The sequence below is a fragment of the Luteolibacter sp. SL250 genome (assembly GCF_026625605.1).
Lineage (GTDB): Bacteria > Verrucomicrobiota > Verrucomicrobiia > Verrucomicrobiales > Akkermansiaceae > Luteolibacter.
The window spans coordinates 2,417,949-2,440,655 of record NZ_CP113054.1 but is presented as its reverse complement, the minus strand read 5'-3'; the positions used below and the strand labels follow the sequence as shown (position 1 = coordinate 2,440,655).

At 62.4% G+C, this 22,707-nt stretch carries 19 protein-coding genes and 1 pseudogene; 17 read left to right on the top strand and 3 right to left on the bottom strand.

What is annotated here, in order from left to right:
• Positions 1–47 precede the first annotated feature (47 nt).
• From OVA24_RS21375 to OVA24_RS10755, 6 genes and pseudogenes are all read left to right on the top strand, one after another.
• A pseudogene (locus OVA24_RS21375) lies at positions 48–497 on the top strand (FKBP-type peptidyl-prolyl cis-trans isomerase); the annotation flags it as partial.
• Complete coding sequence (locus OVA24_RS21370; protein ID WP_345783439.1) at positions 486–1,208, top strand: FKBP-type peptidyl-prolyl cis-trans isomerase; 723 nt, start codon at positions 486–488, stop codon at positions 1,206–1,208. The pseudogene OVA24_RS21375 and the gene OVA24_RS21370, both read left to right, overlap by 12 nt.
• Positions 1,205–1,708: a rhodanese-like domain-containing protein gene (locus OVA24_RS10770; RefSeq protein WP_267675249.1), complete on the top strand. Its 504-nt coding sequence runs from the start codon at positions 1,205–1,207 to the stop codon at positions 1,706–1,708. The genes OVA24_RS21370 and OVA24_RS10770 overlap by 4 nt, the downstream gene beginning before the upstream one ends.
• 7 nt (positions 1,709–1,715) lie before the next feature.
• Complete coding sequence (locus OVA24_RS10765) at positions 1,716–2,207, top strand: rhodanese-like domain-containing protein (protein WP_267675248.1); 492 nt, start codon at positions 1,716–1,718, stop codon at positions 2,205–2,207.
• Positions 2,208–2,216: 9 nt separating this feature from the next.
• The gene (locus OVA24_RS10760; protein ID WP_345783438.1) at positions 2,217–2,546 is read left to right on the top strand and encodes a pyrimidine/purine nucleoside phosphorylase; all 330 of its coding nucleotides are present in this window, start codon (positions 2,217–2,219) and stop codon (positions 2,544–2,546) included.
• Positions 2,547–2,563: 17 nt separating this feature from the next.
• A complete protein-coding gene (locus OVA24_RS10755) occupies positions 2,564–3,328 on the top strand; it encodes a DUF2459 domain-containing protein (RefSeq protein WP_267675282.1) in 765 nt (254 codons plus the stop codon).
• Here the strand turns inward: OVA24_RS10755 and tilS are convergent, their stop codons facing one another.
• The gene (tilS, locus tag OVA24_RS10750; RefSeq protein ID WP_267675246.1) at positions 3,329–4,243 is read right to left on the bottom strand and encodes a tRNA lysidine(34) synthetase TilS; all 915 of its coding nucleotides are present in this window, start codon (positions 4,241–4,243) and stop codon (positions 3,329–3,331) included.
• A gap of 61 nt (positions 4,244–4,304) precedes the next feature.
• On the opposite strand from tilS, the gene OVA24_RS10745 reads away from it, so the two are divergent.
• The 3 genes from OVA24_RS10745 (at position 4,305) to OVA24_RS10735 (ending at position 9,526) form a co-directional block, all read left to right on the top strand.
• Positions 4,305–5,093: an SDR family NAD(P)-dependent oxidoreductase gene (locus tag OVA24_RS10745; RefSeq protein WP_267675245.1), complete on the top strand. Its 789-nt coding sequence runs from the start codon at positions 4,305–4,307 to the stop codon at positions 5,091–5,093.
• 129 nt (positions 5,094–5,222) lie between these two features.
• Positions 5,223–8,411 (top strand): preprotein translocase subunit SecA, encoded by a 3,189-nt coding sequence (gene secA / locus OVA24_RS10740; protein WP_267675244.1) that lies wholly within the window; start codon positions 5,223–5,225, stop codon positions 8,409–8,411.
• Between the two features lie 308 nt (positions 8,412–8,719).
• Positions 8,720–9,526 carry an FKBP-type peptidyl-prolyl cis-trans isomerase N-terminal domain-containing protein gene (locus OVA24_RS10735; protein ID WP_267675243.1) on the top strand — a complete coding sequence of 269 codons (807 nt, stop codon included), beginning with the start codon at positions 8,720–8,722 and terminating at the stop codon, positions 9,524–9,526.
• 85 nt (positions 9,527–9,611) lie between these two features.
• Here the strand turns inward: OVA24_RS10735 and OVA24_RS10730 are convergent, their stop codons facing one another.
• Complete coding sequence (locus OVA24_RS10730) at positions 9,612–11,057, bottom strand: DUF1501 domain-containing protein (RefSeq protein WP_345783437.1); 1,446 nt, start codon at positions 11,055–11,057, stop codon at positions 9,612–9,614.
• 5 nt (positions 11,058–11,062) lie between these two features.
• Entirely contained in the window at positions 11,063–14,296 is a 3,234-nt protein-coding gene (locus OVA24_RS10725; protein WP_267675241.1) for a PSD1 and planctomycete cytochrome C domain-containing protein, read from the bottom strand.
• Positions 14,297–14,413: 117 nt separating this feature from the next.
• Here OVA24_RS10725 and OVA24_RS10720 point away from each other — a divergent pair, with 117 nt between their 5' ends.
• From OVA24_RS10720 to OVA24_RS10685, 8 genes are all read left to right on the top strand, one after another.
• Positions 14,414–14,944 carry a sigma-70 family RNA polymerase sigma factor gene (locus OVA24_RS10720; RefSeq protein ID WP_267675240.1) on the top strand — a complete coding sequence of 177 codons (531 nt, stop codon included), beginning with the start codon at positions 14,414–14,416 and terminating at the stop codon, positions 14,942–14,944.
• Positions 14,941–16,410: a DNRLRE domain-containing protein gene (locus tag OVA24_RS10715; RefSeq protein ID WP_267675239.1), complete on the top strand. Its 1,470-nt coding sequence runs from the start codon at positions 14,941–14,943 to the stop codon at positions 16,408–16,410. The genes OVA24_RS10720 and OVA24_RS10715 overlap by 4 nt, the downstream gene beginning before the upstream one ends.
• Positions 16,411–16,785: 375 nt before the next feature.
• On the top strand, positions 16,786–17,541 hold the full coding sequence (locus tag OVA24_RS10710; RefSeq protein WP_267675238.1) for a class I SAM-dependent methyltransferase: 756 nt from the start codon (positions 16,786–16,788) through the stop codon (positions 17,539–17,541).
• Positions 17,542–17,595: 54 nt separating this feature from the next.
• Complete coding sequence (locus OVA24_RS10705) at positions 17,596–18,114, top strand: RNA polymerase sigma factor (RefSeq protein WP_267675237.1); 519 nt, start codon at positions 17,596–17,598, stop codon at positions 18,112–18,114.
• Positions 18,101–18,400, top strand: coding sequence for a hypothetical protein (locus OVA24_RS10700; RefSeq protein ID WP_267675236.1), 300 nt, complete (start codon positions 18,101–18,103; stop codon positions 18,398–18,400). Before OVA24_RS10705 ends, OVA24_RS10700 begins: the two co-directional genes overlap by 14 nt.
• Before the next feature lie 8 nt (positions 18,401–18,408).
• Complete coding sequence (locus tag OVA24_RS10695; RefSeq protein WP_267675235.1) at positions 18,409–19,818, top strand: hypothetical protein; 1,410 nt, start codon at positions 18,409–18,411, stop codon at positions 19,816–19,818.
• A 92-nt stretch (positions 19,819–19,910) separates the two neighbouring features.
• Entirely contained in the window at positions 19,911–21,509 is a 1,599-nt protein-coding gene (locus tag OVA24_RS10690) for an OpgD/OpgG family glucan biosynthesis protein (RefSeq protein ID WP_267675234.1), read from the top strand.
• 130 nt (positions 21,510–21,639) lie between these two features.
• Positions 21,640–22,644 carry a hypothetical protein gene (locus tag OVA24_RS10685; RefSeq protein ID WP_267675233.1) on the top strand — a complete coding sequence of 335 codons (1,005 nt, stop codon included), beginning with the start codon at positions 21,640–21,642 and terminating at the stop codon, positions 22,642–22,644.
• Positions 22,645–22,707 lie beyond the last annotated feature (63 nt).

The window sequence follows — 22,707 nt, the reverse complement described above, 5'->3', positions numbered from 1 at the left end:
CCCCGGCAACGAAGAGTTTCCCCGCCGTGAAATTCTCCGCCAAACCCTTGCGCTCCTCCGCGCTCCGTACGCTCGTGCTGGCCACCGCCATCGCCGCAGCACCACTTTCCACCTACGCAGACAACAAAATGCCCGAGACTCCAGCCGATGTCAAAGCCGCCCCAGCCGATGCCGCGAAAACCGCGTCCGGCCTGGCCTCCAAGGTCCTTCAAGCAGGCAAGGGCACGAAAAAGCCTGCGGCGACCGACACCGTGACCGTCCACTACTCCGGTTGGACCACGGACGGCAAAATGTTCGACAGCTCCGTCCAGCGCGGCGAGCCGACCAGCTTCCCGCTCAACGGCGTGATCAAGGGCTGGACCGAAGGCCTCCAGCTCATGGTCGAAGGAGAGAAGCGCCGCTTCTGGATCCCCGCCGACCTCGCCTACGGTGAGAACCCGGGCGGCGGACGTCCGGGCGGCCTGCTGGTGTTCGACGTCGAACTCATCAGCATCAAAGAAGCCGCGAAGGTTCCCGCCGATGCGGAAAAGGCCAAGGACGGCACCGCTTTCAAGAAAATCTCCCCCGCAACCGGCGAAGGCAAACCCGGCGAAGGCGACCTGGTGACCTTCCACTTCAAGGCGGCGACCATGGACGGCGAAACCGTTCAGGACACCCACGGCGAGCCAACTCCTCCCACCGCCCCGCTCGACAAACTGCCGCCAGCCATGGCCGCCCAATTCCAGGACATGGGACCTGGCGAAAAGCGCCGCATCTGGATTTCCGAACCCCGCGCTCCTGGCGGACACATCGTCGCGGATCTGGAACTGATCTCGTTCAAGGCAGCCCCTCCAGCCCCGAAGGCTCCCGAGGATGTCGCAAAGGCTCCGGACGATGCGGAGAAGACCGCCTCCGGCCTTGCCTCGAAGGTACTGACCAAAGGCACCGGCACCGCAAAACCGAAGGAAACCGACACCGTCGAGGTCCACTACTCCGGTTGGACCACGGACGGCAAACTGTTCGACAGCTCCGTCCAGCGCGGTGAAACCACCTCCTTCCCGCTCAACGGCGTGATCAAAGGCTGGACCGAAGGCCTCCAACTCATGGTCGAGGGTGAGAAGCGCCGCTTCTGGATCCCCGCCGGTCTCGCCTACGGTGAAAACCCTGGCGGCGGACGTCCCGGCGGTCTGCTGGTATTCGACGTCGAACTGATCAAGATCGCGAAATGACCCGGCTGGCGGCCACGACTTTCTCCACTCTTCCCCTGTTGGCCGTGCTGTCCTGCACCGGCCCGCAGCGGGAGACGGAGGATGTGATCGCCGCCCCATCCCCTTCATCCGGCCTGAAGGTTTCCGCGGAAGCGGACGAAACGCCCGTAAAGCCCGGCGCGGGACGCGTCACCCGCATCATGCTGGGAGACCTGTTCAAGCTCCAGCAGGAGAACCGGGCGCTCATTTTCGATGTCCGCCCATCGTTCCTCTATCAACTTGGCCACATCCCCGGAGCGGTGAACTGGCCGAAACCCAGCTTCAACGCCCAACTGGCGGCGAATGAAGCGCGCATCACCGCCGCCAGGAGCGCCCGCAAACCGGTCGTGGTCTATTGCGTGGATTTCGCCTGCCCGGACGCCAGGACCGTGGCCACCTGGCTCTCCGAACGCGGACACTCCGTCGCGGTTCTGGAAGGTGGCTGGGATGCCTGGAAAACCGGTGGACTGCCCACCGAATAAGAAAGCCATGGCCTCCCTCAGCTCCATTCTTTTCCCTCTCGCGGTGGCATCCGCAATCGTGTCCTGTGCCCCTCACCCCGCACCGGCCCAGGCTCCCGCCCAACAACCGGAGGAGACGAAAGCCCCGGAAAAAAGCAAGCGCCTGCCCGCCAGCCAGCGCGGAACGGTCAGTTCCATTTCCCTCACGAAGCTGTTCGAGCTGCAACAATCCGGCAACGTCCTGATCTACGACGCGCGGCCATCCGTCTTCTACAAAGAAGGCCACATCCCGGGTGCCATCAGTGTCCCCAAATCGGTGGGCCGGGAGGCGGTCCGCGTGCGTGACCCGGAGCTGAAGGCGGCCAAGGCCGCCGGAAAGCCGATCGTGGTCTATTGCACCGGCGTCCTCTGCGCGGATGCCCGGACCGTGGCGCGGTATCTCGCCAGCGCGGGTTACTCTTCCTCCACCTTTTCCGGCGGGTGGGATGAATGGAAATCCGCCGGTCTCCCCACTGAATAAATCTCAAATATCATGTCAGACACCGCATTCACCAACGTCACCGTCGATACCAAGGCCAACATCTACTTCGATGGCCGCGTCATTTCCCACAACGTTCACTTCCAGGACGGCAGCCGCAAGACCATCGGCCTCATCTACCCGGGTGTATATCACTTCGGCACCGCAGCTCCGGAACTGATGGAGATCATCGCCGGCGAGTCCAAGGTCGTGCTGGATGGCACCGACGAGACGCTGGAAATCAGCGCGGGCACCTCCTTTGAAGTGCCCGGCAAGAGCGGGTTCACCATCACGGTGGCCGATGGCATCTGCGAATACATCTGCTCCTTCCTCCCCGCCTGAACCGAGCCTTGTTCCAAATGCGGGTGCTGAGATCCACCGGACGCGCGCTTCTCCTGCTGGCGGTTCCATTGCTGGCCACTTCCTGTGGTCTGCGGTTGCCCGTCCACCGCAAGCCGGTGGCCACCAAGCCGGCGGAGACGCGTACCGTCCTTGATCGGGAAAACTTCCGGATCAAGGACGGGAATGACCCGGACGTGGTGGTGTATCTGCTCGCGGACACCCTCCATACGGGAGTGGTGTTTCCCTACGACTGGCTGGTGGATTCCGGTTTCGTGCCTCCGGAGGGTTTCAAGGAAACCCCCGTGGCTGTCAGCATGAGCTGGGGGAACCGGGATGCCTACGTCGAGAAGCGCTGGCTCAGCCCGTGGAAAGTGTTCCGCGCGCTGTGTACCCCGTCTCCTTCCGTGATGGAGATCATCCCGGTCAACTGGAACATCCCGGAGGTGGTCCCGCACCAGCGGGTGTATCAAAAGCTGGTGCCACGGTCGAAGGGGCCGGAGGTCGCCGCTTTCCTGAACAACTGCAGCCGCATGGATGCCGACGGCAAGCCCGTCAACATCGGCCCGTCGAGCTGGGGCAGCGGAGTCCTGCTGGAATCCCGGCACGCGTATTTCCTGCCGCGGATCTGCAATATCTGGACGGTCCAGGCGTTGGAGGCCACCGGTTGCAATATGAACGCCTGGATGGGCCTGAGCGCCAATGGCGTGATCCGTCAGGCCGTGAAGCCCGGCAACGATTTCGAGCAGATCTGGCTCGGACCGGAGGAAAAGAAAGCGGATTGATTATTCCACGAAGAGCCGCCCCGCCCTCCGGCGGAGGCGCTTTCCTCCGGGTAAATTGACGGAAGAGGCCGATCCATCAATCATTTCAAGCGAGCGCTTCAGCAGATCTCTGCTGGGTGCGATCCCATGCTGAACCAGGTAGCGGGCAAGGACCTCCCCCTGCAAAGCCGGCGGCAGTTTTTTAAACTGGAGAAGGTGAACCCTGTTTTGTGGATCAAGAATATCCACCTGTTTTAATGCGAATTCCGTAACCGAGGAAATCTCCGCGAAATCCTCAAGCAACCGGATGAACGATCCAACGCCATCCCTGCCGCCGATTTCATCCAGCAAAGGGAATACCTCATTCCGCAGTCGGTTGCGCACCGCGAGCGGTTCATCGTTCGTGGCATCCTCCCGCCATTTCAATTGATTGCTTGAAAGCCATTCCCTGAGCTGCTTCCGCCGCCATCCGAGAAGAGGCCGGTGGAATTCGAGGCCTTTGACTTCCTGGATCTCCTTCATCCCCTTCGGACCATGCGAGCCGCGGAGGAGGTTCCACAGAATGGTTTCCGCCTGGTCATCGGCATGGTGGGCGAGGAGGACCCTGTTGCACCGGTGACGGGCGGCGCACTCACGGAAGAATTCATGGCGTGCATTCCGCGCCGCCGTTTCCAGGGATTCGCGGCGCTCCTCCGCCAACCGGCGGACATCCACGCGAGCCGTCTCGCCGGGCAGTCCGAGTCGATCCGCCAAGCGCTTCACGAATGCGGCATCCCCGGTTGAGGCCCTTCCCCGCAGGCGGTGATCGACATGACAGACGACCAGATTCCGGAATCCCTCCCGGAGCAGCAGGTGGAGCAACGCAACCGAGTCCGCGCCGCCCGAGACGGCGACCAACCACTTCCGCCGCTTCGAAGCCTCCCCGAACCAACTCATCGGCAAGAATCCTCCATCTTCTACCTTGAATCTTCAATCCCCATTCCCAAGTCTTCCGCTCATGCAGACCGCCGCCTTCTTGAAAGACCTCTTCGACCTGTCCGGAAAAACCGCCGTCATCATCGGTGGAACCGGCGAACTTTGCGGGACGATGGCCGTCGGCCTGGCCCGTGCGGGTGCGGAGGTTGTCCTCGGCGGCCGGATCCCGGAGAAGGCGGAGAAGCGCCTCGCGGAAATCGAGAGCCACGGTGGCAAGGGCTACTTCGTGCCGGTGGATGTGACCTCCCGCCAATCGCTCCACGATCTTCTGGATGCCGTGATCGCGCGCTCCGGAAAGGTGGATATCCTCATCAACGGCGCGGGCACGAATTCCCCGACTCCGTTCCTCGAGATCGCGGAAGATGAGTATCAGCGGATCATGGACACGAACCTGACGGCCATCTTCCGCGCCTGCCAGGTCTTCGGCCAATATTTCCTCGATGAAGCCCGCCCCGGCTCCATCATCAACCTGGGTTCCATCTCCGGACTCAACCCCCTTTCCCGTGTCTTCACCTACTCCGCCTCGAAAGCGGCCGTGCACAACCTGACCCGCAACCTGGCCCGCGAATGGGCGGACCGGGACATCCGAGTGAACACCCTGGTGCCCGGATTCTTCCCCGCGGAACAGAACCGCAAGGTGCTGGATGAGTCCCGCGTGCTGGACATCCTCCGCCAGACGCCCTCCTCCCGTTTCGGCAATGCGGAGGAACTCATCGGCGCGACGCTGCTCCTCGCCTCCCCGAAGGCTGGTTCGTTCATCACCGGCATCGAAATGATCGTCGACGGTGGCTTCCACGCCATGACCATCTGACGGAAGGCCGGCTTCCTCCGTGCCCCTCCGGCATTACATTTTTCGCACCACCACCGCTCTTGCTTCGCCGGATTTCCCGGTATATTGCCTCGCCCCCGGCGGAATATTCCCGCCAAACCTCGCTCTCACATGATTAAGTGGATCCTACAGAAAATCGTCGGCAGCAAAAACCAGCGCGAACTCCGCCGCATCCGTCCGACCGTTGCCCGCATCCGGGAGATCGAGGAAGCCCTGCAGAGGGAGCCTGAGGACAAGCTCCGTGAAATGACCGCGAAGTGGCAGAAGCACCTGTCACGTTATCATGCGCTGGAGGCACCGCCGAAGCCGGTCGTCGAGCGCATGGGACCGGATGAACTCCGCGCCACCGCCGAGGCACTGGACGAGCGTCTCGCCCCGCTCCGCGACGAGTTTTCCTCCCTCCCTTCGAAGGTCGAGGGAACCGCATCTTCGATCGAAGCCGCCAAGACCGCGTTCCATGAGATCGAGGGGGACTTCATCCGCTCCCGCGCCCGCTACCTGGAGCAGATCCTCCCGGAAGCCTATGCCGTCGTGAAGAACGGCGCGCGCCGGATGTGCGGCAGCACCATCGAGGTGAACGGCCACCCCTTGGGATGGGAAATGGTTCACTTCGACGTGCAGCTCATCGGCGGCACGGCGCTCCACCGTGGCATGATCGCGGAAATGCAGACCGGTGAGGGCAAGACCCTTGTTGCCACCCTGCCCGTCTATCTCAACGCCCTCACCGGCCTGGGTGTCCACGTGGTCACCGTCAACGACTACCTCGCCCAGCGGGACTCCCAGTGGATGGGTTCCCTTTTCCGCTTCCTCGGCCTGACCGTCGGCTGCATCCAGAACCAGATGCCGCCATGGGAACGCCGTGCGGAGTATGCCTGCGACATCACTTACGGCACCAACGCGGAGTTCGGCTTCGACTACCTGCGGGACAACGGCATGGCATCCTCCAAGGACGAGCAGGTCCAGCGCGGACACTACCTGGCCATCATCGACGAGGTGGACTCCATCCTCATCGACGAAGCGCGGACGCCGCTCATCATTTCCGGACCGACCAGCCAGTCCACCCACCAGTTCGACAAATACAAGGATTCCGTCGAAGCGCTGGTCCGCAGGCAGACCCAGCTCTGCACGGAGTTGGCCGCGGAGGCGAAGAAGTTGCTGGATGAAGGCGACAAGGACGGAGCGGGCCGCGCCCTCTTCAAGATCAAGCTCGGCCAGCCGCGCAACCGCCAGCTCATGCGCTACATGGAGGACCCGGACATGCGCCGCCTCCTGGAAAAGACCGAGCTTTCCCTCTATCAGGACGCCCAGAAGCGGGAACTCTTCATCATCAAGGAGGAACTCTACTTCACTATCGACGAAAAAGCCCACGACGCCGACCTGATGGAGATGGGCCGTGAGTTCCTCTCCCCGGGGGATGCGGAAGCCTTCACGCTGCCTGATCTCGGTACCCTTTACGCCGACATCGACACGGATCTGAGCCTGGACGACGAGCAGAAAGCCGCCGCCAAGGATGCCGCCCAGCAACGGATGGATTCCCAGGCGGAGAAGATCCACAATATCTCCCAGCTCCTGAAGGCATACTGCATCTTCGAGAAGGATGTCCAGTATGTCGTCAAGGATGACAAGGTCATCATCGTCGATGAAAACACCGGCCGCGAGATGCCGGGCCGCCGCTGGTCGGATGGTCTGCACCAGGCCGTCGAAGCAAAGGAAGGCGTCTCCATCGAGAAGGAAACCCAGACCTTCGCCACCATCACCATCCAGAACTACTTCCGGCTTTACGAGAAGCTGGCTGGCATGACCGGCACGGCGGAAACGGAAGCGGCGGAGTTCCACGACATCTACCGTCTGGACGTGCTGCCGATCCCCACGAACGCACCGAACATCCGCGTCGATGACAACGACCAGGTCTTCAAGACGCGCCGTGAGAAATTCAACGCCGTGATCCAGAAGATCGAGGCTGCCCACACCAAGGGCCAGCCGGTGCTGGTCGGCACGGCCTCCGTGGAAGCTTCCGAGACCCTTTCGCGGATGCTGAAGCGGGCGAAGATCCCGCACACCGTACTCAACGCGAAATACCACGCCCAGGAAGCGGAAATCGTTTCCCAGGCGGGCCAGAAGGGTGCCGTCACCGTGTCCACCAACATGGCGGGCCGGGGCACCGACATCAAGCTGGGCGCGGGCGTCCACGAACTCGGCGGTCTCTACGTCGTCGGCACCGAGCGCCACGAATCCCGCCGGACCGACCGCCAGCTCCGCGGACGTTGCTCCCGCCAGGGCGACCCGGGCCGTTCCCAGTTCTTCATCTCCTTCGAGGATGACCTGATGCGAAACTTCGCCGCAGCCGACCGCATGACCAACATGATGGAACGGTTCGGCATGAAGGAAGGCGAGGCCCTCGAGCATTCCTGGCTCAACCGCTCCGTCGAAACCGCCCAGAAGCGCGTCGAGCAGCGGAACTACACAGGCCGGAAGCGCGTGCTGGACTTCGACGACGTGATGAACAAGCAGCGGGAGGTCGTCTACGGCTACCGTAACGAGGTCCTCACCACGGAGACCCCGCGGGATCTGGTCAATGAGATCATCGACGAGTGCATTTCCTCCAAGGTCGGCGAATACCTGAACGGTCGCGACGAGAACTCCGAGGATTACAACGAGCTGCTGCATTGGGTGAACTCCACCCTCCCCATCCGCATCACTGCGGAGGAACTGAAGTTCGAGAACAGCAACGAGGAGGAGATTTCCGCCTTCCTCATCGGCAAGGTGAAGGAGACCTACGAGACCCGCGTGGCGGATCTGCCGCTGGAAGTCCTGGACCAGGAGGAGCGCCGCATGGTGCTCGCCGCCATCGACAAGCAGTGGCAGGCCCATCTCTACAACATGGATGCCCTCCGCGAAGGTGTGGGCCTCCGTGCCCAGGGCCAGAAGGACCCGCTCATCGAGTACAAGAACGAGGCCTACAACCTCTTCGTCACGCTGATGGATTCCATCAAGCAGGACGCGCTCCAGAACCTGTTCCGCTCCGCCGCGAACCTGGAGGCGTTCCTCCGCCAGCTCCACAGCGCGCCGCAGGAACTGCACGCCGCCGAGGAAGACTACATCTCCCACGACAACATCGCGGAGTCCGGCAGTTCCGGCTTCATCGACCCGGCCGCCATGCCTTCGCCGGAGGGAACGAAACTGAACCTCAGCCTGCCCAAGCGCAAACCGAGCTTCTCGATCGAGTCAACCGGCCGGAACGCCGATTGCCCGTGCGGCTCCGGAAAGAAATACAAACAGTGCTGCGGCAAGGAGGCGTAACGACCCTTTCTCCCAGACAATCTCATCCAGAAACGCCGGCGGACCTTCGTCGGCGTTTTCGTGTCCATCAACGGAGGTAGCGTCGTGGCTGCGCCACGACGGTTGGGTGAACTCCGACTCCATCCCGCGACGTGGGTACGTCAGGGGATTCTCCACCAGGGTCGGAGAGAGTTCGGTACTGGAGGATGATGGGGCGTCTTCCCAGCCGGAATGGCGCAGCCATTCCGCTACTCTCCAAAACAACTCCTTCTCGACACCCCCGCCGCCGCCACCTACTTTCCGGCCTTTCCAATCAAACCAATACCCTGATGATCCGCAACCTGCTCCCAGGCACCCTGGCGCTCAGCCTGATGGCCACCGCATTCGCCCAACCTGCCTCCCCCGCCGCCCCCGCCACTCCGGAGGAAGCACCGAAGCCGGCAGTGGATCCCGCCGTCCTCAAGAAGGACTCCTCCTATTTCCTCGGTTTCAGCAGCGGCAAACAGTTCGCCGGACATGGTCTGACCTCCGCGGACGTTGACACCGAAGCCTTCGTGAAGGGTCTACTGGCTTCCTTCGACTCGAAAAGCGAGATCGACGAGGAGAAGTTCAAGAACACCATGCAGGCACTGGGCGACGTGCTGCAGGAGCGCGAGAAGGCCAAGGCCGCCGCGAACCTGGAAGCTGGCAAGAAGTTCCTGGAGGAGAACGGCAAGCGCGAAGGCGTGACCACCACCAAGAGCGGCCTCCAGTACGAAGTGCTGGCAAAGGGCGGCGCCGAGAAATATGTGGCACCGAAGGAAGGTGACGACAGCGAGAAGCAATTCCTGGTGAACTACAAGGGCAGCCTCATCGACGGCACCGAGTTCGACGCCTCTCCCGCCGGTGAGCCCGTGCCGATGACCCTCGGTGTGATCGACGGCTTCAAGGAGGCCCTCACCACCATGCCAGTCGGTGCCAAGTGGAAGCTCTTCATCCCGAGCGAGCTGGCCTACGGCGAGCAACGCCAGGGTTCAGACATCGCCCCGAACAGCGTGCTCATCTTCGAACTGGAACTGGTGAAGATCGAAGACGCACCGGCCGCTCCGGCAGGTGGTGGTTTCCCTATCCCGATTCCGGGACAAGAAGGCCAGTAATCCACTCCCTTCAAAAAAGTGGCTCCAGGCATCCAGCCCGGAGCCTCACCGGTGAGGCCCGCGGCATGCGGGCCTCACGCCGTTTTCAGACCAGTCCGCGGATCTTCTCGCAGACGTGGCCTTCGTTCTGATCGATCCGCTCCGGACGGCCTTTGTCCTGGTAGATCATCTGGGTGTGATCGACACCCATCAGGTGCATGATGGTTGCGTGCAGGTCATGGACGTGCAGCTTGTCCTTCACGGCATGGAGGCCGAGATCGTCTGTTTCGCCGATGGACTGGCCGCCTTTGACACCACCGCCCGCCCACATCATGGAGAAGCCTGTCGGGTTGTGGTCGCGGCCATCGCCCTTCTCGGACATCGGCGTGCGGCCGAATTCTCCGCCCCAGATGACGAGGGTGTCCTCCAGCAGGCCGCGCTGCTTCAGATCCTTGATCAGTCCGGCCACCGGCTTGTCCATCTCCGCGCAGAGTTTCTTGTGGTTCGGTTCCAGCTTGTTGTGGGCGTCCCACTTGCTGCCCGCACCGTGGTAGAGCTGGACGAACCGGACGCCACGTTCGACGAGCCGCCGGGCCAGAAGGCACATGCGGCCGAAGTTCTGGGTATGGTCCTCGTCCATGCCATAAAGCGCCTTGGTTGCTTCGGTCTCACGGCTGAGATCGACCGCTTCGGGAGCCGTGGCCTGCATGCGGAAGGCCAGCTCCATGCTGCGGATGCGGGCATCCAGCTCAGTGTTGTCCTCCCTGCCCCGCATGTGGCGCTTGTTCATCTCCGCCAGCAGGGCGAGCTTTTCCTTCTGCCGGGCGGCGGTGATGCCCTTCGGGTTGTTGAGGTTGGCGATGGGGTTCGGGCCGTCATCCAGCAACGTGCCCTGATAGACCGCAGGCATGAAGCCGCTGCCCCAGTTCCGCACGCCATTGACCACCTGGGAGTCGCTGTCCTTCAGGACCACGAAGGACGGCAGGTTCTGGTTCTCCGTCCCCAGGCCATAGCTGACCCAGCTCCCCAGCGACGGCCTGCCGCCGAAGATGGAGCCGGTGTTCATCTGGCACACGCCGCCGGCGTGGTTGATGCCGTTGGAGACGCAGGCCTTCAACTGGCACCATTCGTCCGCGACGGATGCCATGTGCGGAACCAGATCGGAGAACCACTGCCCGCCTTCACCATACTGCTTGAAGGTGCGCGGGGTACCCATGATGGGGGCATTCGCCTCACCCATGGCGGTGATGACCTTGCCGAAGCTCTCCGGCAGTTGCTGGCCGTCCAGCTTGTTGATCAGCGGCTTGGGATCGCAGATGTCCAGGTGGCTCGGTCCACCTTCCATGAAGAGGAAGATGACGCGCTTCGCGGTACCCGGGAGTTGGGTCAGCTTCGGAGCCAGCGGGTTGATCACACTGCCCTGGGCTCCACCCAGCGCGGCCATGACATTGCTGTCGCCGAGGATGGAGGCCAGCGCGACCGCACCGAACCCCGCGCCGCCACGGCGGAGAAAGTCGCGGCGGGTGTGGAGGATTTCGTGATGGGGAATCATCGGGTTCATGGCAGGTAGAAAAATTCGTTCGAGTTGATGAGCGTGTGGAACAGGTCCGCCAGAGCCTCGAGTTTCGGGGAGCTGCGGGTCTTCGAGGAAGGCACTCCGCTGGATTTCTCCCAACTGAAGGTCGGCTTGTAGGTGTCCGTCAGGGTGTCCGCGTTCAGTTCAAAGAGACGCTCCGGGGCGTTCATCGGCTTCGATGCGGCGAGCTGGGTGACATCGAGAAGCTTGTTGGTGACGGAAACCGACGCCATGCCGCCACTCCAGAGGTGTCTCTCCGTGGTATCACGGCCACCGATGATCAGTTTGCGCTCCGGGTTCACATACCCATTTCCGATGCCATGGGGGACCGTCACGGATACCAGCTTGGCTTTGGGATCCGCAAGGTTCAGCGCATGGAAAGTGATGGAGCCGCCGAAGGTCTTGCCCTCCACCGGGCGATTGCTGACGACCGCGGCAATGTAAAACGGCGTGTGATCCGGAACAAAGATGGTGGACGGCACCACCTCACGGACCAGGGAGCCCTGGAAATCGTCGCCGGTGATCTCGAAAACGAGGTGGTTCGGCTTGTGGCGGGAGGTCTTGCCGGTGAGTCCGAGCGACCACCCCTTCGTGGCGAGGTCGCCGTTCCAGCGGGAGGCGATGGTGCGGACGGAGGCATCCGGGAACACGGAGTCCACATTCACCACGGCCTCCACCGTGAATTCCGGGGTCTCCGGAGCGGAGGCGACGCGCACTTTCTCGAAGGTCGTGCCCGGACGGAAAGTGATCGCCTTGGACGGGGCCAGGAAGTGCTTGTTGAACAGTGCCGCCGCATCGACCACCGGGTTGGTCACCTCCGGCGCAGCCTCAACCGGACGATCCTTCGAGATCACCGACTGCTGGTGCTTGAGGAACTTGAGCACGCCATCCACTTCCGCCTTCGTGCCGGGACGGGAGTACGCCAGGCGGATCGCCTCGGCGGCGGCGGCCTTCTCGTCGTTATTGGCATCCTTGAGCACCTTGGCGGCCATCACGCGGGCACGTTGGAGAGGCCACTCACCATTGATCATGACCAGGCTCTGGAGCGCGGTGGTGGTGGTTTCACGCTTCGCCATGCTGAAGAAGCCGGGCGCCGCGTCGAAGCGGGTCATGAACTCATCCGGGGAGTTCCGGCGCTTGCGGGTGAAGATGGAGCGCACCGGCTCGCTGGCGTCCACCCCGGGACCGGAGATCTGGTCCTTCAGCTCGCCGCTCATCATCAGCAGCGTGTCCCGGGTCTGCTCCGCGTCCAGACGGAGCGGATTCATGCGCCACAGCAGTTTGTTCGACGGATCGACCTGATTGGTCAGATCGGTCGGCTGCACCAGGGAACTCTGGCGGTAGGTTTCCGAAGTCAGGATCAAGCGGTGGAGTTTCTTGAAGCTCCAGCCGTTGGCCAGGAACTCGCCCGTCAGCCAGTCCAGCAGTTCGGGATTGGAAGGAGGGGTTCCCAGCCTGCCGAAGTCGCTTGTGTTCTCCGCCAGCGCCCGCCCGAAATGGAACTGCCAGACCCGGTTGACGATGACGCGAGTGGAAAGCGGATTGGTGGGATCTGTGATCCAGTCCGCCAGCGCGGTCCGCCGTCCGGAGGAGTTCCGCTCCGCCAGTGGCTTCACGTCCAGCTCATCCGGCTTGAGAATGGTGAGGAAACCAGGCTTCACATCGGTATCACCACGGCGGGATTTCAATACCGTCGGAGGCGCGGTGGTCCCCACATCCGTTGCCACAAAGGCGTAGGGCAGCGGCTTGGGCTTCGTTTCCTCGAACGGCTTCATCGCCTCGATGACCGGGTCCGCCTTCTGCTTGAGCTTCGCGAGGGTCTTGTTTTGATCCACCATCACCTGACGCTCGACCAGGTAGTTGATCTGCTTTTCATAGGGAGTGCGTTGGTCATCCGGCTTGGCGACCATGGCCTTCACCTCTTCCGGGAACATCTCGGTGGCCTTGCGGCGGGCATTGTCGAGGGCCGGCTGGATGAGAGCCTCATAAGCCTCCCGCGCCTCCTTGGATGATTCCTCCCATGCCTTCATCTGCTCCGCGTGGGCGGCCTTCTGCTCCGGGGTGGCCAGGGCCACGTCCTCACGCCACTGCACACCGGTGAAGAACGACTTCAGACGGTAGTAGTCCTTCTGCAGGATGGGGTCGAACTTGTGGTCATGGCAGCGGGCACAGGCGAAGCTGAGGCCGAGGAAAAGCTCGCCGGTCACGTCCGTCATCTCGTTCACCATCAGCTCGCGCTGCCCTTCGGCATCGCGCTGGTTCCATTCATAGATGCCATGGCGGAGGAACGCCGTGCCGATGAGCACGTTGGGATCGTCCGGGTTGATCTCATCCCCCGCCAGTTGCTCGCGGACGAACTGGTTGTAGGGCTTGTCGTCGTTGAAGGACTTGATGACGTAATCCCGGTATGGCCACGCATTCGGCCGGTAGGCATCCTCGCGATAGCCGTCGGACTCCGCGTAGCGGGCCAGATCCAGCCAGTGCTGGCCCCAGCGGATGCCGTAGCGAGGGCTGGCCAGCAACTCGTCCACCAGCCGCTCGTAGGCGTCCGGGCGCTTGTCGTCGAGGAACGCCTGCACCTGCGCCGGAGTCGGCGGCAGGCCGTGGAGATTGTAGTAAAGGCGGCGCACCATTTCCGTGCGGCTGGCCTGCGGAGCCTGCGACAGTCCTTTTTCCTTCAGCCCGGTGGCGATGAAGTTGTCGATCGGGTTGGCAACACGCGCATCCCCGACCGCAGGCGGCGTAACTTTCTTCAGCGGCTGGAACGCCCACCAGCCCTTTTCTTCTTCCGTGAACTCACCGGGCTTCTTCGCCTGGACGATCTCCGCCTTCGGCCATGGAGCACCCATATCGATCCACTTGCGGATGTCCTCGATCTGGCTGTCCGGCAACTTCTTGTCCTTCGGCGGCATCTGGAGGTCCTTGTCCTCATAGGTGACAGCCTTGTAGAGATGGGAGGCCATGGCATCCCCGGGGACGACCGCGGGACCGCCTTCGCCGCCCTGCAGGATGTAGCCCAGATTGTCCATGCGCAGGCCGCCCTTCTGCTTTTCCTCACCGTGGCAGTCGTAGCAATTCCCGGCGAAGACCGGACGGATCTTCGTCTCGAAGAACTTCAACGCCTCGGCATTTTCCGCAGTGGCGTGGAGCATCCCCGGCGCGGACAACAGGCCGAGCAACAGGAACTTCGTGCTGGGTTTACACAGGAAGGGCATTTCACACAAACTAGTCGAAACCGGCGCGGTTTTGGACAAAAAAGATTTCCGTCCAAAAACCCGCCGAACTGCACTTCTTTTGACAGAATCCACGATTTCCAGCGGTGGAATGATCCGATGAGCGATGACCCCAGCACCGACTTCCTGACCCTGCTGACCCGGCATGACCGGGCCCTTTCGCTCTACGTCTATGGCCTTGTCCCCGCCCAGGCGGATGCGGACGATATCCTACAGCAGACGAAGATGGTGATGTGGAAAAGCTTTTCCCAATTTGAGCCGGGGACCAACTTCATCGCCTGGGCGCGGAAGGTCGCCTTTCACCAGATCCTGGGCTACCGCCGCCAGGCGAAGCGCGCCCACCTCCCGCTGAGCGGGGAGATGCTGGAGCAGATCGGCCAGGAGGTGGCGAAACTCTCCGACCATGGCCAGGCCCGGCGCGAGGCGCTGGAGTCCTGCCTGCACAAGCTGCCGGTGGAGCACCGGCAGATCCTGCTGATGCGCTATTTCGAGGATCTGGAGGTTGACCAGATCGCCGAACGCATCGATAGCACCGCCGGTGCCGTCTATCGCGCGCTCAGCCGCCTTCGCTTCACCTTGCTGGAGTGTGTCGAAAACCGTCTCAAGAACGAAGAATCCGCCCTGTCATGAACTCCGGAGATGCCAAACGCTGGGAACTGCTCGAGCGCTGCGAACGCGCCCGGGACGGAAAGCTCTCCCCTGACGAGGAAGCGGATCTGGACGCCCTGCTGCGGGCGGACTCGGAGATGCGCGCGCTCTTCGCCCGCTCCCTGTTTCTGGACGCGGAGCTGCGGCACGACCCGCGCCTCGTCCGGGATCTGGCCTCCCAGGAGGCTCCCGCAGGGAATGTGGTGCCGCTCCGGCGCACCAACCCGCTCATCCCCATCGCCCTTTTTGCCGCCGCCGCCTGCGTGATGATCACCGTGGGCATCCGCACCTTCGTGAAGGATGCCCCGCCTTCCCTGGTCACCGCAGCGGTCCCGACCGTCGCGTCCATCACGAAGTCCCAGGGTTGCCGCTGGGGTGGCAGCACCCTGCCCACCGCGGAGGGATCACGGATTTCCGCAGGGACCTTTGAACTGGTGGAAGGTCTGGCCACGCTCAAGTTCGACAGCGGCGCGGAGGTCGTCCTGGAGGCCCCAGCCACGCTGGAGATCATCGACACCATGAACTGCCGCCTGGTACGCGGCACTATCGTCGCGGATGTTCCGAAGCAGGCGATCGGTTTCACCGTGGATACCAAGGATGCGAAGGTCGTGGACCTGGGCACCCGCTTCGGCGTAAGCGCGGATGACGATGGAAAATACCTCGTCCACGTGATCGAGGGCCTCGTTGAGGTCGGCCACAAGGGTGAGAAGGGCATGAAGCAGGTGACGCCTGCGCAGGCGCTCGACCGGGGTCTGCTCAAGAAAAAGCTCAACCCGTCCGTGGGTGAGGATGATGAGACGAACCGCTGGCAGCCGGATGTGATCGTGAGCGACCACCAGGGCTGGCAGACCATTTCCACCAACTACGGCAGCGGCCGGGATGCCTTCATCCAGTCCACCAAGATTCCGAAAAACTACGGCATTGAACCTTTCATGCGGGTGAAGAATACCACCCACCAGGAAGACCTCATCCGCAAGGGATATGCCGCCTTCGACCTGTCGAAGTTCGACCTGGAGAAGATCGAAGACGCGGAGTTCAGCCTGAACGTGGAGCCGAGCGATCTCGGCTTCGCGACGCTGGTCCCGGACAGTGTCTTCCACGTCTATGGCCTGACCGATGAGACGGGCGACACCTGGGAGGAGAAGGCCATCACCTGGCAGAACGCCCCCGCGATGAATGGGGACGGGAAGCTCCGCCACCTGCCGGATCCGGCGAAAGTCGTCCCGCTTGGCAGCTTCGAGCTGGCACAGGGCACCAGCCGCGCCACCTGCGCCATCAAAGGGTCCGCCCTGGTGGATTTCCTCAGGTCGGACACCAACGGCACCGCCACCATCATCATCTGCCGGGAAACGGACGAGACCGCAAAGAACGGCTTTGTCCATGCCTTCGCCACCCGTGAGAACCGCAGCAACACGCCTCCCCTGCTGCGGGTGAAGCTGCGGGAGTGAGGATACGAGGCATAGGACCGGCCTTCCTGATTTCCATAACCGGCGAGAACCGGACAGAGGGGGGCCTATATAAGCCCCCCTCTGTCCGTTTCCGGTTCGGGAGCGGAAAGGAAGCTCCGTTTCCGGTTCCTTTCCGGTTTTCCGGTTCAAGCCAAACGACGGAAAACGAAACTGATCACCAACGGCTTACAATTTCATCCCATACGATCCATCACGACTTTCTCCTTTCCGGTTCGTGTCCGGAACAGTTCCACTCGCCGGATCGCGGTAAAAACCGGAAAGCTCCGAGATTTCCGGTTCCGGAGAACGTCTTGAAAGAGTAGGATCGACCGGCTCAACCAGGTGAGGAGTGTCCACCCTCCCTACTGTTTCCCGATGATATCCTCCTCCACACAACGCTTCTCCGACCGGGTGGAAAACTACGTCCGCTACCGGCCCGGCTACCCTCCGGAGGTGGTGGATCTGCTCGTGAGAAAGGCCCATCTGTCCCCGTCATCCACGGTGGCGGACATTGGCTCCGGTACCGGCATTTCCGCGGAGATGCTCCTGAAGGCGGGTGTCCCCGTCACCGGCGTGGAGCCGAACGCGCCGATGCGTGAGGCGGCGGAGCGTCTGCTGGCGGCCTACCCCGGCTTTACCAGCGTGGACGGCACCGCACAGGCCACCACCCTGCCGGACGGAAGCGTGGATCTCATCCTGGCAGCGCAGGCGTTCCACTGGTTCGCCGGGGCGGAAACGCGGGCCGAGTTCTCCCGCATCCTGAAACCGGGCGGTCTCATCGCGCTGCTGTGGAACGTGCGGCAGGTGGATACCACGCCGTTCCTGCGGGACTATGAGGCCCTGCTGCTGGAGTACGGAACCGACTACAACACCGTGCGCCATGAGACCATCGACAGCCGCGTGCTGGGCGGGTTCTTCACGGACGGCTACGCCCTCCACACTTTCACCAACCGCCAGGTGTTCGGCTACGAAAGCCTCCGCGGCCGCCTGCTTTCCTCCTCCTATGCCCCCGCCCCGGGGCAACCGCGCCATGAGGAGATGACCGCGGAACTTGAGCGCATCTTCGCCCTGCACCAGCAGGACGGCACCGTGAGCATCGACTACATCACGGAGGTGTATCTGGGCCGTTAGGAAAATACGCCGGTCCGTCAGACAAATCTTCCCCTCCCGCGCGTCCACCCGATAATGGCCGGCGCGAAGCGGAAACCCTCACCCGAAGAACTGGAGCGGATCTATGACGATCACGCCACCGTCATGTTCGCCCATGCGATGTCGCTGCTGAGGGATGAGGCCGCCGCCCGTGACATCCTGCAGGACCTTTTCCTCAAGCTCGCCGGAGGCCGTGCGGATCCCTCCATGATGGAGAACCAGCGGTCCTACCTGCTGAGGATGGTCCACCATGCCGCGGTCGATCTCATGCGCCGGAACACTGTCCGCACGAACCACTCGGCGAAGGGACAGGGCGACCTGCTGCAGCCCTGCGCGGATCCGGACCGGGAGGCCTTCCGCCAGAGGCTGGAGGAAGCGCTGGCAGACCTGCCCCCGGAGCAACGGGAGGTGGTCGTGCTGAAGCTCTGGCAGGAGCGCACCTTCGAGGAAATCTCATCCACCTGCGGCATCCCCATGAACACCGCCGCCAGCCGCTACCGCTACGCCTTAGACAAACTCCGCGACCTCCTGCGTCCCCTGTATGAAGAGCTTTGATCCCATGAACGGCGGCGGCGACAACGACATCGAGAAGCAACTCCTGGAAATGGAGCTGCGCCCGCTGCCCGCGCACTGGAAGGCGATGATCCTGCCCGCCCCCGTGGCGGTCCCATGGTTGCCGCAACCTTTCCTCGCCGGTCTATGCGCCTGCTGGGCCGCCACCCTCACCTTCATCCTGCTGGCTCCCCCGGTCGAGCGGATGGAGGGACCGGTGCTGCGGCCCGCATCCGAACTGCCGCCACCGTCGCCGGAAGATCTGCTCGGATACAACACCAACCCATGATCCGACCGATGAAAAGCCTCCTGTCCCGCAATTGGTTCCGCCGCCTCTGCCAGAGCCTGCTCGGCCTGGTCTCGCTCATCGCCCTGCTTTATGCCGCCGCCAACTGGCATGGGGCCGGCATGCGCCGCGACGCGGTGCGGAAGATGAAAGCGGAAGACCAGCCTACCCGGCTCTCTGACATGGTCCGCGCGCTGCCACCGGAAGACGAGAATTTCGCGATGATCCCGCTGCTCGCGGAGGCCCGGAGCGAATCATTTGACCCTGGGAAGCAGGACGCCAACTATGCCCCCGGCTCCGCACGCGCCCGGCTCAACGACGCGCAACTTAGGCGGGGAGGTTCCAAGAACCGGTTCTTCCGCCACGATGACGGCTCCCTCAATGACCTGAAAAAGTCGCTCAAGCTCACCGGGGATGCCGCCACCAATCTGGCCACTTTTGAAAAGACCCTCGCAGGGGTCCTACCTGACCTGCGGGCGGGCCTGGACCGGCCGCAGACCGCCTCCCCCACACTTGCCATGTTGTGCGAGTTGGACGATTCAAACGTCAGCTACGGACTTTCGTTCCAGCTCGTCGATGTGGTGGGTTCCCTCACCCTGCGGGCGGAACTCGCGCTCGAAGCCGGCCGTTCCGACATCGCCCATGAAAGCATGATGATCTGCCTGCGCCTGATGGAGACCATGGCTTCCGATCAGCTGATGACCTCCCTCATCCTGCGCGGTGCGGCATTCAGCCGGACCCAGCCCACATTGGCAAAATGTCTGGAGAGATGCGGCTGGAGTGACACCCAGCTCAACGCCATCCGCTCACGACTGGCACGGTGGAATCCCACCGCGGAGTTCCTCCGGGCACTGGAACTCGAAATCACCGCCTCCTTCCCGATGTTTGATTCCTATAAAGAGGGCCAGCCCTCCGGATACATATCCTCGCCGGGAAGCTGGAATGCCTTTTCCATCTTCCCCCGTGTTGTTCCCGGAGGCCTGTGGGATCGCAGCGCGGCCATGGTCGTCTCCCGGGAACTCGACCTTAGGAAGGAACTGGCGAAGACGGAAAACCTCAAGGGTTGGCTGGATGTGTGCAACCGGTACGCCGCCACGTCGCCAAAGCCCGAGTTTTTCAACCATACGGCAGTGGAGTGGGATTTCGCCAGGCAGTGCCGGATGGCCGTTGACCTGACCATCCAGATCCATCAGGCGGTGCTCGCCTGTGACCTGGAGCTTCACCGGCTGGAGCACGGCAGCTATCCCTCCAGCTTGGCGGCTCTTCCGGGAACCTCAAAGATCGACCCGCTGACAGGTGAACCTTTCCGCCACCGGATGGAGGGATCCAGGCTGGCCATCCACTCGGTGGGAACTGACCTGAAGGACGATGGCGGCCAGCCGTGGAGGAAGGGCAAGCCGCCCACCGATGTGGTGTGGTGAGACAATGCGGCGGATAGTGGAATGTGCGCTGGATTTTCCACGTGCTTTCCACCCCGCCAACTGCCAGAAATCCGGCAGTGTTCTTCCACCGCATGACATCCTTCCGCAGGTCCCTCGTCGTCACGGCATCCCTCGCCGCCCTCCCTTTTTCCGCCTCCCTCGCCCAGCAGGAGTTTTCCTTCGACACGCTGAAGGCGAAGGCCCGCGCGCTGGCGGCGAAGCCCTATGAGCCGCAGAAGGACGACCTGGCGGACTTCTGGAAAAAGCTGACCTACGACCAGCACCGGGACATCCGCTTCAACATGGAGTCCGGCCTGTGGTGGAACGAGGGGCCATTTTCCATCGACTTCTTCCATCCCGGCTGGACGGCGAAGAAGACCGTCTCCCTGCATGAGGTGAAGGATGGCAAGAGCATCCACCTCGACTTCAACCAGAAGCTCTTCAACTACGGCAAGCAGGTGGTGCCAAAGGACACGCCCCCACCGCCGAACTACGCGGGCTGGCGCGCCCGCACCCACCTGAATTCAAAGGAATACATGGACGAGTTCCTCGTCTTCCTCGGCGCCAGCTACTTCCGCGCCATCCCCGCGAACTCGCCCTACGGCCTCTCCGCACGCGGTCTCTCCCTGAACAGCGGCATTCCCGGCGTGCCGGAAGAGTTCCCGGACTTCACCGAGTTCCACCTTGAGAAACCGGCCAAGGACTCGAAGTCGCTCAAGGTTTCCGCCCTGCTCAACGGGCCGAGCGTGGCCGGTGCCTACCAGTTCACCGTGACTCCCGGGGAGGAAACCATCGTCGAGGTGGAGGCGGAACTCACCCTGCGCAAGCCGGTGACCCAACTGGGTCTGGCCCCCTTTTCCAGCATGTATTGGTTCGGCGAAGGCACCCATCCGAAGCCGTTCGACTTCCGCCCGGAGGTCCATGACAGCGACGGCCTGCTGATGGAGCTGGGCAGCGGCAATCTCCACTACCGCCCGCTGGAAACGACGAAGGACCAGTTCCGCCACTGTGTCTTCACCATGGAGAAGCCACGCTCCTGGTCCCTGCTCCAGCGCGATCGCCACTTTTCCTCCTACCAGGACCCGGAGGCCCGCTACCATGAGCGCCCCAGTGTGAAGGTGGAACCGATCGAAGGTTTCGACAACGGCAAGCTCCACCTCATCGAGATGCCGACGAAGGATGAGACGGACGACAACGTCATCCTCCTCTGGGAACCGCAGCCGGAGCATGCCGTCGGCAAGCCGTTCAAGGTCCACTACCGTCTGCGCTGGATGCGCGATCCAAAGCCGTCCGGCCTCTTCACCGTCCGCGCCACCCGGCTGGGCAACCCCGTTCAGAAGCCGAATGAGGTGCTGGTCGCCGTCGATTTCGCGAAGCCGCTGGAACCCGAAAAGAAGGTCGGCGATCCGAAGTGGGATGACATCAAGGATTTCAAACCCGTCGTGGAGATCAACAACAAGCAGGTGAAACTCATCCACGTCGGCCTGTCCGACATGAGCATGCCGAACGTCGATGACATCCCCGCCGGTCTCGGCCGCAGCCCACAGCTTCATATGCCACAGGTGTTGCGTGCCTTCTTTGTCCTGGATCCAGGCACGGCCAATGACCTGGACATGACTCTGGAACTGCGTGACGGAAATGACAAAGCCATCTCCGAACGCTGGGTCTACTACTGGAGGAAAACCCATTGAACGAACGGATGGGTTGGACCTCCGGGCGTCGCATCCCTCCGGAAACTTCCCTCTTGATCGGCGCCACCCTGTTGCACACCATTTATCTTGTTGATCGATGGCGGGCAGCAATTCCAATTCCCCTTCCGGTATGCCGACCGCCGGACAATGTACGGCGAACGGGCCGCTCGGCATGGAGCGGGAATCCACCACCGTCACGGTCCACTCATCGGATATCGACCGGCTGCTTGACGCCGCCTACCAGGCGCTGCCTTTGATGCCGGAGGAACTGCGGGAACGGGTTTCGGAACTCCTCACCCCGGAAGCCATGGCGGTCATCGCCGGAGTGGCCGCCATCTGGGCGGGCAGCCATTTTTTCGGAGTCGGTTTCGTCGCCGACATCATCATCGCGGGAGCCACCATCATCGCCATCGGATGGGACGCGATCAAGGCGCTGAAAGCTTATGTGAAATACTACGACACGGCGGTCAAGGCCTGCAACGACGCTGACATCCAGGTCGCCGCACGCCATTTCGCGGATGCCACCCTCACCCTCGCCAGTGCCATCGGCTGGGCGAAACTCGGATCCTGGCTGGGAAAAGGCGGCGCACAGATCGGCCGGACCATCAGGGCGGGCAATACCGCAGCACAGAAGGCACGCTGGATCCGTTATATCAATTCCCTGAAGTTCGAAGTTCCCGCCGGCAAGGGCATGCTATGGTCAAAACTGGGAGACTTCCGCACGGCGGAAGAAATCGCCCGCCGCAAGGGCCTGACATCGCTCGAGATGATCCTGAAGAAAAATGGATTTTATCAGCTCTATTCGCGCGAGTTCGGGAAAACACAGAACGATCTCACCAAGGAAATCTGGACCTTGGTCTCCCGAAGATATGTCCAGAGCCTGCAAGGCGAAGTCGTCGGCTACGTGAACAGGGCCGCCCACTATGAAGCGATCAACAAAGCCGCCAATCCGAAGATCATCAACAGCACGGATCCCGTCATCGTACACGAAATCGATGAGATCAGCAAAATTCTTCTTGGTAATCCAAAGATCACCCATGTGACACTCATCGACGTCAAAAGCGGCGAAGCCTTCGGCTTCCGCTCCCGCGAGCTTCTGGAAAGCCTGATGAAGCTGGAGAAACGCAATCCCTGATGCTTCCGCGCGCTTCGCCCAAATCCCCCTGGAGAAGCGGAGCCAGCCCGCAATTTTCAATCC

Coding starts and splice junctions, on each gene's coding strand:
- OVA24_RS10715 (WP_267675239.1), top strand. CDS start 14,941: ATGAACTCCGGAGATGCCAAACGCTGGGAACTGCTCGAGCGCTGCGAA.
- OVA24_RS10730 (WP_345783437.1), bottom strand. CDS start 11,057: ATGATTCCCCATCACGAAATCCTCCACACCCGCCGCGACTTTCTCCGC.
- OVA24_RS10765 (WP_267675248.1), top strand. CDS start 1,716: ATGGCCTCCCTCAGCTCCATTCTTTTCCCTCTCGCGGTGGCATCCGCA.
- OVA24_RS10745 (WP_267675245.1), top strand. CDS start 4,305: ATGCAGACCGCCGCCTTCTTGAAAGACCTCTTCGACCTGTCCGGAAAA.
- OVA24_RS10695 (WP_267675235.1), top strand. CDS start 18,409: ATGAAAAGCCTCCTGTCCCGCAATTGGTTCCGCCGCCTCTGCCAGAGC.
- OVA24_RS10685 (WP_267675233.1), top strand. CDS start 21,640: ATGCCGACCGCCGGACAATGTACGGCGAACGGGCCGCTCGGCATGGAG.
- OVA24_RS10735 (WP_267675243.1), top strand. CDS start 8,720: ATGATCCGCAACCTGCTCCCAGGCACCCTGGCGCTCAGCCTGATGGCC.
- tilS (WP_267675246.1), bottom strand. CDS start 4,243: ATGAGTTGGTTCGGGGAGGCTTCGAAGCGGCGGAAGTGGTTGGTCGCC.
- OVA24_RS10725 (WP_267675241.1), bottom strand. CDS start 14,296: ATGCCCTTCCTGTGTAAACCCAGCACGAAGTTCCTGTTGCTCGGCCTG.
- OVA24_RS10710 (WP_267675238.1), top strand. CDS start 16,786: ATGATATCCTCCTCCACACAACGCTTCTCCGACCGGGTGGAAAACTAC.
- OVA24_RS10770 (WP_267675249.1), top strand. CDS start 1,205: ATGACCCGGCTGGCGGCCACGACTTTCTCCACTCTTCCCCTGTTGGCC.
- OVA24_RS10720 (WP_267675240.1), top strand. CDS start 14,414: ATGAGCGATGACCCCAGCACCGACTTCCTGACCCTGCTGACCCGGCAT.
- OVA24_RS10690 (WP_267675234.1), top strand. CDS start 19,911: ATGACATCCTTCCGCAGGTCCCTCGTCGTCACGGCATCCCTCGCCGCC.
- OVA24_RS10700 (WP_267675236.1), top strand. CDS start 18,101: ATGAAGAGCTTTGATCCCATGAACGGCGGCGGCGACAACGACATCGAG.
- OVA24_RS10755 (WP_267675282.1), top strand. CDS start 2,564: ATGCGGGTGCTGAGATCCACCGGACGCGCGCTTCTCCTGCTGGCGGTT.
- OVA24_RS10705 (WP_267675237.1), top strand. CDS start 17,596: ATGGCCGGCGCGAAGCGGAAACCCTCACCCGAAGAACTGGAGCGGATC.
- secA (WP_267675244.1), top strand. CDS start 5,223: ATGATTAAGTGGATCCTACAGAAAATCGTCGGCAGCAAAAACCAGCGC.